Below are 15829 nucleotides of genomic sequence, written 5' to 3' on the forward strand. Positions count from 1 at the left end.
TCACGCCACGTAGCGATAAATGCCCGGACTACTTCAAGCTCGGGGTCAATCAGGGATTCATGTTGGTACCAACGCCGCACCAACAGCGGCCACTGAAACAGCGCCGCCCAACGCTCGGCTACTTCTCGATCACTCCACCTAGCGGCGGTTTCGACATCGACTTTGAGGACCAGATGATAGTGGTTGCTCATCACCGCATAGGCGCACACCCCGATGGCAAACTGCCGTGACAGCTGACCAAGCCTGTCGACAACCCACTGGCGCCGGTGCTCATAGCTATTGCCAGAATGCGTATCTTGTCCACACAAGAAGGCCCGCCGCACACAACGGCTGACCACATGGTAATAGGGTGTATCTTGCAAGCTGATCTGGCGTGAACGAGCGATGGTCATGGCACACTCCTCGACTGGCTACCCATCAAGCGAAGCAGCATGCTACGCTGCTGTCAAATTGGTGGGTGTCCTAGATTTTTTACAGTCAAATTGGTGGGTGTCCCAGATTTTTTACAAAGTGAAGGTTGGTGACATCGTCGCTGGCCACAATGCGCCGCGCTTGTCGCTGTCAAATTGGTGGGTGTCCCAGATTTTATTCCCATTGTCCTCCCAGATTTCCCCAATTGGTGGGTGTCCCAGATTTCCCAACATGGTAATAGGGTGTATCTTGCAAGCTGATCTGGCGTGAACGAGCGATGGTCATGGCACACTCCTCGACTGGCTACCCATCAAGCGAAGCAGCATGCTACGCTGCTGTCAAATTGGTGGGTGTCCCAGATTTTGCAGATTTTGGCAGCTCCTGCCGGGCACTCAACGCCAGCAACTGCGCCTGCAAGGTGACGCCGAGATCAAGAAACTCGCCCAGAGTCTGCATAAACAGGGTCTTATCGAGCATCTCGATGAGAGAGGAAAAGGTCAGCACCAGATGGTTGCTGCGACTATCCAGACTGATCTGGCTCCCCCCCCGTGGCCAAACCAAACATGTTCAGCTCAAGTGCCGAGCGGGTCAGCTGCAACTGACTGGCCGTATCGTCAGGCAGACGCAGCAAGGGGATATAGAGGTAGCATGCCTGCAGATCATCGTTATCGGGCACTTCGACCAGGCACTCGCCATCCAGACCGAATGGCACACAGCAGTGGCCATCGCTACCCAGACGCAAGGCTACGCCCTGCTGTTCGCCCGCGAGTAATAGCCATTCAGATACGATTTGTTGATAGGGTTTCACTATGATGCACTCCACGCTCAAGCCCTTGCTGGCGAACGAGCTCGCACGCATCAGGGTATGCTGGAGATGCTACCTCTGGCAGCGGCACAGTGATTTAGCTGTAAAACGGCGTTTTTTAGATTCACGCCGAAATTGCCCCTAACGGCAGGCGGGTTGCACAGTAAAGGTTCGACTGGAGTCCACTGGGCCCAGCTCCGCCAGCAGGCGGCGGCCCAGCAGCACCGGATAGATCATCTTGCTGCGATCCCGCAGGGTGAACCACTCCTCATATACCTTGTCCCCCAGACAGATGGACATAGTGACGGTCGGCCGCTGCTCCATACCACCCGCCCCGCGCACCGTCACGCTGCGCTCGACCCGCCTCTCGAACTGCTGCTTGACCCGCTGGCCGCTATCGACATCAGTCACCACCAGCATAAAACGCACCCAGGGATTTCCATCCCGTTTGAATCTGGTTATGGCACGTGCATCGAGGGAAGAGGTGAGCGCACCGGTGTCGAGTTTCATCTTCACCGCCACGCCGGTGGGCAAAATAAGTCCCTTCTCGATCCAGCCATAGCTGGTCGGGGTCTCTGCCAGCGCACTGCCACACAGTGCCAGCATCAGGGTGATCCCCACCATCATCTTGCCCATTTTACTGCCCTGCCTTGTCAATCCTGCGCCCAGATCTACCACAGTACCATTGTGGGTCAATCCGATTTATTTCAGTGACTTGGATAATATCCGGCGGGTCAGGAGAGAGACGACAAAGAGTGGCCGAACGGCGGCCGAAGCGAGCGGGAATATCGCAGGAGAGCAAGACAAGGGATGGTGCTGGATGAAGCTGGTGGTTAACCTCAGGTTGTGACGCCAAAGACTACCACAAGGATTTGCAAATTATCAGTCTTGTTCTGAAGGGATTTTTGCCTACACTGTTGTAAACCGGAGGGCCTGAAAACCACCGGTTTTTTTGCGCCTGCCGAAAATTTGCCACTGCAAAAGTGACTTTCAACAAGGCTCAATAAGGAATTTGTAATGCGTATCGAAGAAGACTTGAAGCTCGGTTTCAAGGATGTCCTGTTCCGCCCCAAGCGCTCTACTCTCAAGAGCCGTTCCCAAGTCAGCCTGACCCGTCAGTTCACCTTCAAACACACTCAGACCCAATGGCAAGGCGTACCCGTTATCGCCGCCAACATGGATACCGTCGGCAGCTTCGCCATGGCGCGCACGCTGGCCGGTTTCGAGATGATGACCGCGGTACACAAGCACTACAGCCTTGAGCAGTGGCAAGCTTTCGTCAACGAGACTGACCCGGCGCTGCTGGGCCATGTAATGGTCTCCACCGGCACCTCGGCTGAAGATTTCGCCAAGACCCGCCAGATCCTCGCCATGTCCGAAGCGCTGCGCTTCATCTGTGTCGACGTGGCCAACGGCTACTCCGAACACTTCGTTGCCTTCGTGCGCAAAATTCGTGAAGCCTGCCCCAACCACGTCATCTTGGCGGGCAACGTGGTGACCGGCGAGATGGTCGAAGAGCTGATCCTCTCCGGCGCCGACATCGTCAAGGTCGGCATCGGCCCGGGCTCGGTCTGCACCACTCGCGTCAAGACCGGCGTCGGCTATCCGCAACTCTCCGCCATCATCGAGTGTGCCGATGCGGCCCACGGCCTCGGCGGCCAGATCGTCGGTGACGGCGGCTGTACCTGCCCAGGCGACGTCGCCAAAGCCTTCGGCGGCGGCGCCGACTTCGTCATGCTGGGCGGCATGCTGGCAGCCCACGAGGAGTGCGGTGGTGAGATCGTTGATGTAGACGGCGAACCCTTCATGAAGTTCTACGGCATGAGCTCCTCCAGCGCCATGGACAAGCACGCCGGTGGCGTTGCCGAATACCGCGCCTCAGAGGGCAAAACCGTGCTGCTGCCCTACCGTGGCCCGGTCGAGAACACAGTGCGCGACATTTTGGGCGGCGTGCGCTCCACCTGCACCTACGTCGGCGCCAGCCAGCTGAAAGAGCTGACCAAGCGCACCACCTTTATCCGGGTGCACGAGCAGGAGAACAACGTCTACGGCAAAGAGTAACCTGCCACAGACCGCCGTCACGCGCTGACGGTTAGAAGCCAGTCAACCGGTGTGCTACCCTGCGCACCGGTTTTTTTTGCATCTGGAACCCCGAGCCATGATCACTCCCCTGCCCCCGTTTGACTGGGATATCTTCTGCTGCGTCGTCGACAACTTCGGCGACATCGGCGTCACCTGGCGACTCGCCCGCCAGCTAAAACGGGAGGGGAATATTGCAGCATATGGCGATGAAGTCCAGGTGCGGCTCTGGGTAGACGATCTGGCAAGTTTCGCCCGCATCTGCCCGGAGCTGGATCCGGCGCAGGATGGCCAGTGGGTCGATGGCATCTATATCCAGCACTGGCATGAGACCCTGCCGACCGACATGACCCCGGCCAAGGTAGTGATCGAGGCCTTTGCCTGCGAGCTGCCCGCCCCCTTTATTAAACGAATGGCCGAACAAATGGCGAGCCAACCCAGGCCCCCCTGCTGGATCAATCTGGAGTACCTCTCGGCGGAGAGTTGGGTCGAGGATTGCCACGGCCTCGCCTCGCCGCAACGTCTCGGTAACCAGAGCCTCGGCAACCAGAGCCTCGACAAATACTTCTTCTTCCCGGGCTTTACCGCTCAAACCGGCGGTCTTTTGTGCGAGCGAGGCCTCATCGCCGAACGGGAGCTGTGGCAGCAAGATGATGCGGGACTGGCAGCCTACTGGGCAAGCCTCGGTTTGCCGCCAAAACAAGAGCACGAGCTGCGGATCAGCCTCTTTACCTACGAGAGCGATGCGCTGAAAAGTCTGGTCGAGAGCTGGTGCCAAAGCACCACGCCCGTCACCCTGCTGCTGCCGCTGGGGCGCTCTCTCAACGATGTGCTCACCGGGGCCGGTCTGACTGATGCCATCCCTGCGGCCAACGCGGGGGATCTGCTGCACTCGGGTAACCTCACCATCAAGCTGCTGCCGATGACCGATCAGGCCGGTTACGATCGACTGCTGTGGAGCTGCGATCTCAATCTGGTACGCGGGGAGGACTCCTTCGTGCGGGCCCAGTGGGCGGCTCGCCCTTTCCTCTGGCACATCTACCAGCAAGAAGATGAGGCCCATCTGGTCAAGCTGGAGCAGTTCCTCGACCACTATCTATCCGATCTGCCTGCCGATTGCGCCCAATGGCTGCGCCGCTTCAATCTGGCTCTCAACCGTGGTGAAGATTGCCGCGAACTTTGGGCCCAATGGCCCCGATATAGCGCCATTTGGCAGCAGCACGGGCGACACTGGTCACAGAAGCTGCTCCGGGATGGGGATCTCGTCACGCGGTTGGTGAAATTTCTGGAAAGCCGTATATAATCTGGCAGTTTTTATCCGTCCGTTTCACGAACAGGAATTTTTTACATGAAAACCGCTCAGGAAATCCGCGCTGGTAACGTAGTCATGATCGGCACCGAGCCGATGGTGGTCCAGAAGACTGAATTCAACAAATCCGGCCGTAACTCCGCCGTGGTCAAAATGAAGCTGAAGGGCCTGCTGAACGGCAGCGCTACCGAGACCGTCTTCAAGGCCGACGACAAGCTGGAAGTTGTTCAACTGGAGCGTAAAGAGTGCACCTACTCCTACTTCTCCGATCCCCTGTATGTCTTTATGGACACCGAGTACAACCAGTACGACGTCGAGAAAGACAACCTGGGTGACGTGCTGAACTACCTGGTAGACGGCATGGAAGACATCTGCGAAGTGACTTTCTACAACGAGAAAGCCATCTCCGTAGAACTGCCGACCACCATCGTGCGTGAAGTTGAGTACACCGAGCCGGCTGCCCGTGGCGACACCTCCGGTAAAGTGACCAAGCCGGCCCGTCTGAAAGGCACCACCTACGAGCTGTCTGTTGCTGCTTTCGTAGAGATCGGTGACAAGATCGAGATCGACACCCGTACCGGTGAGTTCAAGCGTCGCGTTAACTAATTGACCGCGTTGAATTGATTACAAAAAAGCGAGCCAATGGCTCGCTTTTTTATTACCTACCGGCCCATGACATCACCCTGCCATCTTTCCCAGCGCGCCGATCAGAGCGTCGAGCCCTTGGTCTACCTTCGAGCGCGGGCAGCCGACGTTGAGGCGGATATAGCCTGTGCCTTCCGGGCCGTAGGTGTCGCCGCGCATGATGGCGACCCGGTATTTCTCCACCAGCAAGGTTTGCAGCGCATCCATCCGTTCGGTGGAATCGATGCCAAGACCGCTCAAGTCAATCCAGGCAAGATAGGTGCCCTCGGGCACCCGATAGTCGATGACGGGGAAGGCGGCGTTGAGCCGCGCCGCTACATGGACGAGGTTGCCGTACAGATAGTTTTTCAGGGCATCGAGCCAGGCAGCGCCATCGCGATAAGCGCTGATATGGGCCAGCACGCCGAGAATCGGCGGCGATGAGAGGCCATGGGCCGCCTTGAGCCGCTGCAGATAGGCGGCCCGAGCATCCGCGTTGGCAATAAAGGCGTAGGCGCCGCCAAGGGCGGGAATATTGAAGGATTTTGAGCCCGAGCTCACCAGCGCCCAGTGATCGTCCGGTGCCACCTCGCTCCACGGCAGGTAGCGGGCAAAGCTCACATCCATATGGATGTCGTCCGAGATGACCTTGACCCTGTGGCGCTGGCAGATGGCGGCCATCCGGCCCAGTTCATCCCGCGTCCAGACCCGGCCGGTGGGGTTGTGGGGGCTGCAGAGCAGCAAAATCCGGCAATCGGGACGAGCGGCTTGTTGCTCGAAACATTGCCAGTCGATCTGGTAACTCCCCTGCTCTTTTTTGAGCGGACAAGGCAGCAGCACCCTGTCGTTGGCAGCCAACATATTGCCGAAGGCGTCGTAGGCGGGGGTATGCACCAGCACCCCCTCCCCCGGCGCCGACCAGAGGCTCACCAGCTGGGCAATCACATAGATGACCGAGGGGCCGTAGACCAGGGTCTCGGGGTCGAGGCTCGCCCCGTAGCGGCGGGCAAACCAGTTGCTCACCGCCCCCTTGAAGTCGTCGTGATTCCAGCGGCTGTAGCCAAAGACCCCGTGCTCGAGGCGAGTGGCCAAGGTCTGGCGAATACTGGGGGCGGTCGCGAAATCCATGTCGGAAATGGTAAAGGGGAGCAGGTCTGCGTGGCCAAAACGGTCGGCCACATAGTCCCATTGGGTGCAGTAGGTGCCGTGGCGGTCGACCATGTGGTCGAAGTCATAAATATCGTGCATGAAGTTTCTCCCTCCATAAACAGGAGACATATTGGGAGAGGCAAACAAGGGGGGCTTGCGCCCCCCGTTCGGATTTTATTGGCCGGTTCAGGCCCCCATCAGGCTCTGCAGCTGGTTTTTCACCAGATGCACCTGCGGGCCGATCACCACCTGCAGGTTGTGCTCGTCGAGCTTGATCACCCCGATGGCGCCGTTTGCCTTCAATACCTTGTCATCGACCCGGCTCATGTCCTGCACCGACATCCGCAGGCGGGTGATGCAGTTATCGAGCGCGAGGATGTTATCGGCGCCGCCCAGGGCGTTGAGGATGATTTCACCGTTGTAACCGCTGTTGCCGGCCTTCTTGCCAGCGGGCTGGGCAGCCTCGCTGGTCTCGATTTCACGACCGGGGGTTTTCAGGTTAAAGCGCACGATGGCGAAGCGGAACACGCTGTAGTAGACGGCAAACCAGATGGCAGCAACGACCGGTACCAGATACCACTTGGTGGCGGTGCCCTGCAGCACACCGAACACCAGAAAATCGATGAGGTTGCCGTCGGTATTGCCGATGGTGACGCCGAGCAGCCCCATGGTCATAAAGCCGAGTCCCGTCAGGATGGCGTGCATAACGTAGAGCACCGGCGCCACGAACAGGAACAGGAACTCCAGCGGCTCAGTGATGCCACCGATGACGCAGGCCACCACGCCGGAGACCAGCAACGCCTTGATCTTGCCGCGATTTTCCGGGCGAGCGCAGTGATACATGGCGAGCGCCGCACCCGGCAGGCCGCCGAGGAAGGCGGGCATCTTGCCCTGAGAAAGGAACGAAGTGGCAGAGACCGAGAAACCGCTGGTGTCGGCACAGGCGAGCTCGGAATAGAAGATATTGAGGGCGCCGCTCACCTCGTTGCCACACACCAGCTGGGTGCCGCCCGCTTCGGTAAAGCGAATAAGCGCCACCAGAATGTGGTGCAGACCGAGCGGCAGCAGCAGACGCTCACCGGTACCAAACAGGAAGGGGCCGAAAGGACCGGCGTGAGAGATGAGCGCCCCGATACCGTTAATGCCGGCGGCAAACCAGGGCCAGGCGAACGGCACGACCAGACCGACTACACCCAGTACCAGCACTGTGATGATGGGCACGAAGCGGGCACCGCCGAAGAAGGCGAGCGCATCGGGCATCTTGTAGGTGTAGAAACGGGCGTGGAGCTTCGCGACGATCACCCCGACGATGATGGCCCCCAGAATACCGGTGTCGATGGAGCTGATCCCGAGGATCGATTTCACCCCGTAGGCCTTCTCGGCCGCCGCGTCCCCGATGACGTTGGCCACGGTCAGGTAGAAGTTGATGGAGAGGTTGAGCGCCGCATAGCCGACGAAACCGGCAAAGGCCGCGACCCCCTTCTCTTCTCGTGCCAGCCCCAGCGGAATAGCCACCGCAAACATCACCGGCAGGTAGATAAAGGCCACCAGCCCCACCTTGGTCATCCAGAGGAACAGCAGTTGCAGCACGGTATTGTCGAGGAAGGGCATGCTCTGCTTGACCGCATCGCTGGTGAGCGAGCTGCCGACACCGAGCAAAATGCCCGAGAAGGCCAGCAGGGCGACCGGCAACATAAAGGTCTTGCCGAGGCTCTGCAGGAACTCCCAGATGGTGGATTTGGCTTGAGGCTTGGCCATGAAACGGCTCCTTGTGAATAGACAGCAATGTCTGCGGCTGCCCTCCCCGCTCGAGGCAATCTCGAAGTAAAGGCGCGGGTCAGCATCAGGTTTTGCTGGATGATAAATCGTTTTATCAGCTTGCAAGTGCCGACAGGATCACAGAATCAGGGGGCTGGCTGGCAGCAGGTTCCAAATTTGTGAGCCGGATCGGCCCAATGGTGATGTAACGTTTCACTTGAGCATCTGAGCAGGTATGCTGGGGCATCGCTCTCAACTGTCCGTCGTCCGTTCGCCCTATGTCGCCCAAATCCCTCTCTGCCAAAGCCACCAAGATCACCGATGTCGCCCAGCGGGCGGGAGTGTCGGTCACCACCGTCTCCATGGTGCTCAACGGCAAGGGGCGCATCTCCCCGGCCACCGCCGAGCGGGTGCAGCAGGCGATAAAAGAGCTCGACTATGTGCCCAACAGCGCCGCTGCCAACCTGCGCAGCCAGCAGTCCAATCTGGTGGGGCTGATCCTGCGCGACATCACCGACCCCTTCTATACCGAGGTGACTGCCGGGGTGAGCGAGGTGCTGGAGCAGCAGGGCTATCTGCTGTTTCTGACCCAGTGCGGCCACAGTCCGGAGCGGCTGCAGCAGAGCATCCACTCCCTGTCACGGCAAGGGGTGGCGGGGATCATCTTCAATCCGGTGCGCGGCGCGGCGGCCAAAACCCTGGAGACCCTGATCGACTCCGAACTGCCGGTGGTGTGCGCCGCCCGCTCCTACTATCGGGATGACGTCGACTTTATCGGCCCCGACAACACCCACGCCGCCAAGCAGGCCACCACCTACCTTATCGAGCAGGGCCACCGCCATATCGCCTACGTCGGCGGGCGGGCCGACTCCCTCACCCGCGCCGAGCGCATCGGCGGCTACTGCGCCAGCCTGCTGCAATATGGCCTGCCCTTCAAACCGGAGTGGGTACTGGAGTGCGAGCGCACCCAGCGCAGCGCTGCCGACACCATCGCCCAGCTGCTGCACCTGCACCCCAAGGTGACTGCCGTGCTCTGCCACTACCCCGAGGTGGCCCTCGGCGCCATCTATGGCGTCGAGGCGAGCGGCCGCACCGTGGGCAAGGACAACTACATCGGCCAGCAGGTGGCCCTGCTCGGCTTTGACGATGTGGCGGAGGCCGAACTCACCTCCCCCGCCCTTACCTTTGTCAGCTCACCGGCCCGCGAAATCGGCCGTCAGGCGGCAAGGCGCCTGCTGACCCGGATGCAGCAACCCGAACTCGCCCCCAACCGCCATATCATCACCCCCAACCTGCAAAAGCGGGAGTCGGCTTGAGTTGTGGCGCACAGGTAGGGGCAACGCTCTACCTGCGGTCACTGTCCCAAGCGGGCGAATAGCAGCCGCTTAATAAGTAATTTATTGATCTTTGGCAGGTTTTTACTGTACGGCGGTTTTACCCAGCGGCTCTCTCGACTAATATGCTCCACTTGGCAACCACTCTTGCAGAGATAACCCTGTGCAGCCGTTTCGCCATCCACCACATCGCCGGAAAACAGCAGCAGGCTGGAGGCTGTAATCCACGGGCGGTAGCGTGGTGTTTGTAGGTTGGTGCAGAGCGTAGCGAAGCCCAACAAGCGAGAGATTGAAAAACATCGCGAACGTCCGATTACGCGGAGCTAATCGAACCTACAGTTCTGGCACCAGGCGTCACCCCGCTTATGTTCTCCAGCCAGAATGTGGATGGAGAAAATAACGATGATATTGACCGCCATTTCCAAGAGCGATTGAAGTCGATGTAAGCAATCAGGATTTTGTCGCGGTAAACGTTGGGCTTCACTTCGTTCAGCTCCAACCTACGATGTTTGGCCCAACATACGAGATGATGTTACGCCGACCAAACGAGGATTCTCGCTGATGAAGCGAATTCTGATTATTGGCAACTCGGGATCGGGCAAGAGCTGGTTGGCGGCTCGATTGGCTGAGCAGTTAACTATCCGCGAGGTCAATCTGGACCCCATGGTCTGGCAGCCGGGCGGCTTTAACCAAAAACGGCCCCAGCATGAGATTGATCATGCCATTCAAACACTTGCTCAAGCGCCCTCATGGGTGGTCGAAGGGGTATTTGGTGCTCTGGCCGAGCAACTGCTTGATGCCGCTGATACCCTGCTCTTTCTGGATCTCGACTGGTCAATATGCCGTGATTCACTGCTATCGCGTGGATCACAAAGTGCCAGGCAACGGGATGCCGTAGCAGCCGAAGAGAGCTTTCAACAACTGCTGGTGTGGGCATCGGAATATGGGCAGCGAGCCGGCAAAAGCGCCCGCCAATTCCATCACGAGCTGTTTGATCGATTCCCAAACGACAAGCACCGTTTCACGACTCGGGCAGAGGTAAATAGCTATCTCACGCACCTGACCACCCATCGCTAACGGGGTAGAGGATGACGCAACAGGAGCTGGCGAAAATGGGGGGCGCTTCGGTCAATATCCAGCTGCTGGATGGCAAGCCCTGTATCAGAAAAAGCGGCGCATCGCCTGTCGAGTGCCATTTCTACCAACGCGCCGCACTGCATTTGAGCGGGCTCAACACTCCTGCCCTGCTCAAGGTCGAAGGGGAGACCCTGTTCCTTGAGCAGATCCCTCATCCGGTCACACTCACGCAGCTGCACCGCAACGAACAGACCTTTGCTCAGCTGGCCAGCCTGCATAACGCCAACTATCAGCCCGACTTTGCGGTGAAAACTCACGGCTGGTCGCTCGCCGACACCGACGAGGCGCTCGCCATACTCTGCCTGCCGGAAGCGGCAAACGAGCAGATCCGTCATATCCAGCAACTTGGTTACGAACTATTCGAGCAGTCATGCCTGATTTCGGGAGATAGCAATGAGGGCAACTGGGGAATCCGTGACAATGGTGAGCTGGTGTTGTTTGACTGGGAGCGATTTGGTTATGGCAGTCCGGCCATCGACTTGGCCCCGCTGGTGCCGCAGATGGGTTCACTGGCGGAGTATGAAGCCATCATTGAACGTTATCTGCGCCACAGTTCGCTGCTCTCTGGCGACCGGTTGCTGCGCCATCTCGTCATGGCCAAGTGCTGGCTGATTATTGAGGTCACCAATCTGCTGACCAGAAGGGAGAAGCCGCAGGCACAGCAATATCTGGAGTGGTATCGGCAACAACTCCCCCGCTGACTGGGGTCGGTGGCACACTGGGTGTAACCCGCAGGTTAGCGTGCAACTGTGTATTCAGAGCGTCGCATCATCCCCCTTCAGAAAATGCCGCCGCCGCCGCTAACCCTGTTAACCGGGGGAGCATACTATGGCCAGATTATCCTTATCACTGCTATTACTGGGCACACTGACCAGTGCGAGTGTGCAGGCCATCGAGGTCGCGCCACCCCCTCCCCTCGATTATTGGCAAGCGAGCGACTGGAAAGGGCTACCCGATGCCACCCAGATCGACAAGCAGACGGTGCTGTTCGCCAAACACGAGAGTGAAAACTATCTGGGGCTCGCCATTTTACTGCCCGACTGGCAGCGCAGCGGCCAACTCTGGCAACTGACCCGCGCCCTTGGCCAGCTGGGTTTTGATACCCTGCTGCTGCTCCCCTCCCCCCAACAGACCGAATTGGACCCCGCCGCCGAGAAAAAAGCGAAAAACAGCGATGAGTTTCGCAAGCAGTTTGCCGAGCGGATCAGCAAGCTGGCGGATGCCAAGCTACAAGAGGGCGGCTTCAAGCTGATCCTGGCGCAGGGCACCGGCGCCGCCTGGACCACAGATCTGATTGCCAGTGAACAGTTGCCCGCTCCCGATGCACTGGTGCTGCTGGACGGCTTCTTCCCCAACCAGCAGAGCAACCAGACCCTGGCCAAACAGCTGGCTCAGGCGGCCATTCCGACCCTCGACCTCTATCAAGAGGATGGCGGTCGCTGGCCACTGCTGGCCGCCGAAGCGCGCAGGAGCGAAACGCGCCGCAGCCACAAACTTAACTACCGTCCCTACGCCCTGATGGAGCTGGAGGAGACACCCACCCGCATTCAGGGCTGGCTCAACCATCTGGGCTGGCTCTAAACCGGCCACCACCGTGGCACAACAAAGCGCGCGCCAGCTCACATCTGCCTGATAAAGCCCCGGCCAATTAGCGCTGCGGGCTGGCCCTGCCTGCATCCTCTTTGGCATCATGACTGCTCGAACCTGAACAATGGCAGGAAGGTCCATGCAGCAAATCGTATTTCTCGACAGCGATACCCTGGATGCGGGCATCACCCTGCATCACCCCGACTTCCCCCATCACTGGCAGAGCTATCCGCGTACCGCCCCGGAACAGGTGGTGGAGCGCCTGAAAGATGCCAGCATCGCCATCATCAACAAGGTGCACATCGGCGCCGCCGAACTGGCTCAACTGCCGGAGCTCAAACTCATCGCCCTGGCCGCTACCGGCAGCGACAACGTGGATCTGGAGGCGTGCCGCACCGCCAACGTCGGGGTGTGCAATATCCGCAACTACTCGGGCCCCTCGGTGCCGGAGCACGCCATGGCGCTGATGCTGGCCCTGTCGCGCAACCTCTTCTGCTGGCGCCAGTCACTGCTGGAGGGGCGCTGGCAACAGAGCGGCCAATTCTGCTTCTTCGACCACAACATCATGGATCTGCACGGCAAGCAGCTGGGTATCATCGGCAAGGGGACGCTAGGACTGGCGCTCGGCGAGCGAGCTCAAGGGATGGGAATGACAGTGCGTTACGCCCAGAGTCAGGTCGGCGCCAGTCACGACGAGGATCGCTTGCCCCTCGACGAGTTGCTGCAAAGTTCGGATGTGATCAGCCTGCACTGCCCACTCACCCCCTACACCCGCAACCTGATTGGCGAGCGAGAGCTGGATCTGATGAAACCGGGCGCCCTGCTGATCAACGTCGGCCGCGGTGGCCTGGTGGATGAGGAGGCGCTGCTGCAAGCGCTGGCCAATGGCCGCCTCGGCGGTGCCGGTTTCGATGTGGCGAGCGTCGAACCGCCGCCTCCCGACCACCCCCTGATGCGGGCGCTGAAATACCCTCACTTCATTCTGACCCCCCATGTGGCCTGGGCCAGCGAGGAGTCGATGCAGCGACTGGCCGACCAGCTGATCGACAACATCAACGCCTTTGCCGCCGGTCGCCGCCAGCACCGGCTGGTGTAACCGCACGAGCGAGTCACCACACAATGCAAAACGGGGCCAACAGGCCCCGTTTTGCATCTTTCGCACTCATTGCGCGCACATCAATCGTCGTCGTGCCATCTGTGCTTTTTATGCTTTTTGTACTTCTTGTGGTGCTTGTGATGGTGATGATAGTCGTCATCATCGTAATAGCGATCCTGGCTCTTATGACCATCGCCGGTCTTGGCACCGATGGCCGAACCGCTCGCCCCGCCGACCCCGGCGCCGATCAGCTGACCGGTATCGCCACCAACACTCTTGCCGATAGCGGCACCGCCCAGCGCCCCCACCGCGCCGCCAAGGGCCGCTTCATTCTTGTTGCCCTTGTTGGCCGTCGCAGCCCCACCGGCAGCACCGCCCAACGCAGCCCCCACCAGCGCACCGGTATCGCCACCCAGCTCCTTGCCGATCATGGTGCCCGCCACACCACCTGCGCCGCCACCCAAAATGGTATTGAGGGTCTCGGAGGCGTGCACGGTCGTGCTACCAGCCAGCAAGGCGCCCAGCAGTGCCAGTGCGCGAAGAGCACGCGAATTCATCTCCATGGGTACTCCTGTCAAACCTGATTAATATTCAGCGGCACTATACAAAGCACCACGAGGTTCGCCAGCCAGCAGAAATGAGGGATGCGACAGTCAGTGGCCGTACGGCCACCGCCCAAAATGGAAGAGTAAAATCAAGCGATTGAATTTAAAGATTAAAATCACCAAAAAGCCAAACTATTACTGCAGGGTGACCCACAATCTGGTTGTCGTGTCCCGGCACAGACCCGCCGCGCTGGGACAAAAGCTGTCAGTCAGCAGCCTCATCCGCCAGATGCCAGCAGTTCCGGCCAGCCTCCTTGCTGCGGTAAAGGGCCGCATCAGCACGCTCGAAGATAGGGCCGGCGGCAGGAGCATAACAGGCGCCGCCGACACTCAGGGTGATAGGACCATGCAGTTCGCGCCACTGTTGCTGACGCACCATTTCAAGCAGACAACTGAGCCTCTCCGCCAACTCATCCTGTGGCTGTGGTAGCAACGCGGCAAACTCATCGCCACCGATCCGGTAAACCTTGCTCACCCCAAGCATATCGGCAAGGCAGTTAGCCATCCGGCACAACACCTGATCGCCAAAAGCGTGGCCCTGACTGTCGTTGACCCCCTTGAAGTTATCGACATCAAACAGCAGCAGCCAGAAGTGCTCCCCCCTCTGCTCCAGCGCCGCCTTGTGCTGCTCGAAGGCACGCCGGTTCATGATACCTGTCAGGGGATCCCGCAACAGCGCATCCTGCCCCTTGAGAAAACTGGCCCTCACCTGATCGATCTCGTTCAGGCTACGCCGCACGAACCAGGTCTTGGACTCGCTGATAGGGGATGAACACTCCAGATCGCACACGATATCGGTCAATGATACCGACACCAGCGCCTGCTCCTGGCGGAAGATCCGCACCAGCAGAATCAGACTGCAACACCAAATGGCAAACAGTAAGAGCAGCGGAAGAACCACCATCTGCAACGCCTCATAGAGGCTGTCACGAAACAGCACGGGCGGCAGATAGATGTTGAGATCCCAGCCAATATCCGTCAGCTCGCGCTTGATATAAGTGCCATGCCACAGCACATCCAGGCCGAGCCACTGCTGACTCTGATCCTGCTTGATAGTATGGGTAGCCAGCAGATCCATATTGCTGCCCACCACCAGTTGATCACTGTCGCGCAAGGTCAGATAGAGTGCCGCCTGATTACTACCGACCGTGCGCTGCAGCGCCTGCTGCAGCGAGTCGAATGACATGTCGACCATCAACAGACCCAGCAACTGCCCCTGCTCGTCCCTCACCCGTTTGATCAGGCTGAGAATCAGCTCCTGAGTATTGTATTCAGGGTAGGGGCCAAACCAGACGGGTTCGTCGCCCGGCATGGTGGTCACCTGATACCAGGGGCGCAGCGACGCCTGATAACCGGGGGGCGCTAGCCAGTCCGGGTAGCTGTCGATACGATCCGTTTTCAGGTTGTAAAAGTAGATGTAGTGGTTGCCTGGTTTGAACTTGTGCGCAATGGCCCAGATGGGGGAGTCGGCTGGCTCGCCGCGGACGATCTTATCCTTGTCGAGGGAGGCCTCCAGCACCGCCAGTTGCCGCTCATTAACCTTCACCATCTCGTGGATCAGGGACGCCTCTACGGAGGAGGCCATGTGACCAAAACCGGATACCGTCATATCGATATCCCGCAGATAGCTGGCAATGGCCATGGTGATCGTCACGATCAGGACCAGCAAACCAAGCAGTGCAGAGAGGGGGGCCAGCACATAGTAACGTTTGTTGAGATGCGGGCGGCTCACAGGACATCCGAACAGAGGGATACATAACGGGATTGTGGGAGATAAAGGGCAATAAATCGTTGATTAATATCAGTTCAACACAGCTTAAATAACATTTACAACACTAAGAAAAGAGAGGGACCCTCAAACGGAAACCAATCGGCAGCTGACAGCGCGTTCCCCGGGTTAGCCCCGCGCTACATTGCGGGTGTTATAGTCTATAC

At 59.1% G+C, this 15829-nt stretch carries 16 protein-coding genes; 8 read left to right on the forward strand and 8 right to left on the reverse strand.

What is annotated here, in order from left to right; genetic code table 11:
- The 4 genes from BN1117_RS05590 to rloA3 form a co-directional block, all read right to left on the reverse strand.
- Positions 1 to 392 (reverse strand): transposase (locus tag BN1117_RS05590; RefSeq protein WP_040095563.1); only part of this gene is annotated, 392 nt, incomplete at its 3' end.
- Between the two features lie 346 nt (positions 393 to 738).
- Positions 739 to 915, reverse strand: coding sequence for a hypothetical protein (locus BN1117_RS19820; protein ID WP_244463516.1), 177 nt, complete (start codon positions 913 to 915; stop codon positions 739 to 741).
- 16 nt (positions 916 to 931) lie between these two features.
- Positions 932 to 1270 (reverse strand): CesT family type III secretion system chaperone, encoded by a 339-nt coding sequence (locus BN1117_RS19825; RefSeq protein WP_244463517.1) that lies wholly within the window; start codon positions 1268 to 1270, stop codon positions 932 to 934.
- Positions 1271 to 1357: 87 nt separating this feature from the next.
- Positions 1358 to 1852, reverse strand: a complete 495-nt coding sequence (rloA3, locus tag BN1117_RS05600) for a retropepsin-like aspartic peptidase RloA3 (protein ID WP_082032553.1) — start codon at positions 1850 to 1852, stop codon at positions 1358 to 1360.
- Between the two features lie 381 nt (positions 1853 to 2233).
- Here rloA3 and BN1117_RS05605 point away from each other — a divergent pair, with 381 nt between their 5' ends.
- The 3 genes from BN1117_RS05605 (at position 2234) to efp (ending at position 5210) form a co-directional block, all read left to right on the forward strand.
- A complete protein-coding gene (locus tag BN1117_RS05605; protein ID WP_040095565.1) occupies positions 2234 to 3277 on the forward strand; it encodes a GMP reductase in 1044 nt (347 codons plus the stop codon).
- A gap of 97 nt (positions 3278 to 3374) precedes the next feature.
- Positions 3375 to 4598: an elongation factor P maturation arginine rhamnosyltransferase EarP gene (gene earP / locus BN1117_RS05610; protein WP_040095567.1), complete on the forward strand. Its 1224-nt coding sequence runs from the start codon at positions 3375 to 3377 to the stop codon at positions 4596 to 4598.
- 45 nt (positions 4599 to 4643) lie between these two features.
- A complete protein-coding gene (gene efp, locus BN1117_RS05615; RefSeq protein ID WP_040095569.1) occupies positions 4644 to 5210 on the forward strand; it encodes an elongation factor P in 567 nt (188 codons plus the stop codon).
- Between the two features lie 72 nt (positions 5211 to 5282).
- Here efp and BN1117_RS05620 read toward each other — a convergent pair whose 3' ends face one another.
- Both BN1117_RS05620 and malX read right to left on the reverse strand, forming a co-directional pair.
- Positions 5283 to 6476: a MalY/PatB family protein gene (locus BN1117_RS05620; protein WP_040095570.1), complete on the reverse strand. Its 1194-nt coding sequence runs from the start codon at positions 6474 to 6476 to the stop codon at positions 5283 to 5285.
- 87 nt (positions 6477 to 6563) lie between these two features.
- The gene (gene malX, locus BN1117_RS05625) at positions 6564 to 8135 is read right to left on the reverse strand and encodes a maltose/glucose-specific PTS transporter subunit IIBC (protein ID WP_040095572.1); all 1572 of its coding nucleotides are present in this window, start codon (positions 8133 to 8135) and stop codon (positions 6564 to 6566) included.
- A gap of 278 nt (positions 8136 to 8413) precedes the next feature.
- Between malX and BN1117_RS05630 the strand changes: the two genes are divergently transcribed.
- From BN1117_RS05630 to BN1117_RS05650, 5 genes are all read left to right on the forward strand, one after another.
- Complete coding sequence (locus BN1117_RS05630) at positions 8414 to 9451, forward strand: Mal regulon transcriptional regulator MalI (RefSeq protein WP_040095574.1); 1038 nt, start codon at positions 8414 to 8416, stop codon at positions 9449 to 9451.
- Positions 9452 to 10030: 579 nt separating this feature from the next.
- Positions 10031 to 10546 (forward strand): P-loop NTPase family protein, encoded by a 516-nt coding sequence (locus BN1117_RS05635; RefSeq protein ID WP_040095575.1) that lies wholly within the window; start codon positions 10031 to 10033, stop codon positions 10544 to 10546.
- A gap of 11 nt (positions 10547 to 10557) precedes the next feature.
- A complete protein-coding gene (locus tag BN1117_RS05640) occupies positions 10558 to 11307 on the forward strand; it encodes a phosphotransferase (RefSeq protein WP_040095577.1) in 750 nt (249 codons plus the stop codon).
- A 127-nt stretch (positions 11308 to 11434) separates the two neighbouring features.
- Positions 11435 to 12187, forward strand: coding sequence for a DUF3530 family protein (locus BN1117_RS05645; protein WP_040095579.1), 753 nt, complete (start codon positions 11435 to 11437; stop codon positions 12185 to 12187).
- Positions 12188 to 12332: 145 nt separating this feature from the next.
- Positions 12333 to 13289, forward strand: coding sequence for a D-2-hydroxyacid dehydrogenase (locus tag BN1117_RS05650; RefSeq protein ID WP_040095580.1), 957 nt, complete (start codon positions 12333 to 12335; stop codon positions 13287 to 13289).
- Positions 13290 to 13369: 80 nt separating this feature from the next.
- On the opposite strand, the gene BN1117_RS05655 is transcribed toward BN1117_RS05650, so the two are convergent.
- Both BN1117_RS05655 and BN1117_RS05660 read right to left on the reverse strand, forming a co-directional pair.
- The gene (locus BN1117_RS05655) at positions 13370 to 13852 is read right to left on the reverse strand and encodes a YMGG-like glycine zipper-containing protein (protein WP_040095582.1); all 483 of its coding nucleotides are present in this window, start codon (positions 13850 to 13852) and stop codon (positions 13370 to 13372) included.
- Positions 13853 to 14099: 247 nt separating this feature from the next.
- Positions 14100 to 15626 carry a sensor domain-containing diguanylate cyclase gene (locus tag BN1117_RS05660; RefSeq protein WP_040095583.1) on the reverse strand — a complete coding sequence of 509 codons (1527 nt, stop codon included), beginning with the start codon at positions 15624 to 15626 and terminating at the stop codon, positions 14100 to 14102.
- Positions 15627 to 15829 lie beyond the last annotated feature (203 nt).

This window comes from Aeromonas australiensis, assembly GCF_000819725.1.
In the GTDB taxonomy this organism is placed as follows: Bacteria; Pseudomonadota; Gammaproteobacteria; order Enterobacterales; family Aeromonadaceae; genus Aeromonas; species Aeromonas australiensis.

What these genes read in the sequence shown, in the direction of transcription:
- BN1117_RS19825 (WP_244463517.1), bottom strand. Translation starts at nt 1,270, where the DNA reads ATGCGTGCGAGCTCGTTCGCCAGCAAGGGCTTGAGCGTGGAGTGCATC.
- rloA3 (WP_082032553.1), bottom strand. Translation starts at nt 1,852, where the DNA reads ATGGGCAAGATGATGGTGGGGATCACCCTGATGCTGGCACTGTGTGGC.
- BN1117_RS05605 (WP_040095565.1), top strand. Translation starts at nt 2,234, where the DNA reads ATGCGTATCGAAGAAGACTTGAAGCTCGGTTTCAAGGATGTCCTGTTC.
- earP (WP_040095567.1), top strand. Translation starts at nt 3,375, where the DNA reads ATGATCACTCCCCTGCCCCCGTTTGACTGGGATATCTTCTGCTGCGTC.
- efp (WP_040095569.1), top strand. Translation starts at nt 4,644, where the DNA reads ATGAAAACCGCTCAGGAAATCCGCGCTGGTAACGTAGTCATGATCGGC.
- BN1117_RS05620 (WP_040095570.1), bottom strand. Translation starts at nt 6,476, where the DNA reads ATGCACGATATTTATGACTTCGACCACATGGTCGACCGCCACGGCACC.
- malX (WP_040095572.1), bottom strand. Translation starts at nt 8,135, where the DNA reads ATGGCCAAGCCTCAAGCCAAATCCACCATCTGGGAGTTCCTGCAGAGC.
- BN1117_RS05630 (WP_040095574.1), top strand. Translation starts at nt 8,414, where the DNA reads ATGTCGCCCAAATCCCTCTCTGCCAAAGCCACCAAGATCACCGATGTC.
- BN1117_RS05635 (WP_040095575.1), top strand. Translation starts at nt 10,031, where the DNA reads ATGAAGCGAATTCTGATTATTGGCAACTCGGGATCGGGCAAGAGCTGG.
- BN1117_RS05640 (WP_040095577.1), top strand. Translation starts at nt 10,558, where the DNA reads ATGACGCAACAGGAGCTGGCGAAAATGGGGGGCGCTTCGGTCAATATC.
- BN1117_RS05645 (WP_040095579.1), top strand. Translation starts at nt 11,435, where the DNA reads ATGGCCAGATTATCCTTATCACTGCTATTACTGGGCACACTGACCAGT.
- BN1117_RS05650 (WP_040095580.1), top strand. Translation starts at nt 12,333, where the DNA reads ATGCAGCAAATCGTATTTCTCGACAGCGATACCCTGGATGCGGGCATC.
- BN1117_RS05655 (WP_040095582.1), bottom strand. Translation starts at nt 13,852, where the DNA reads ATGGAGATGAATTCGCGTGCTCTTCGCGCACTGGCACTGCTGGGCGCC.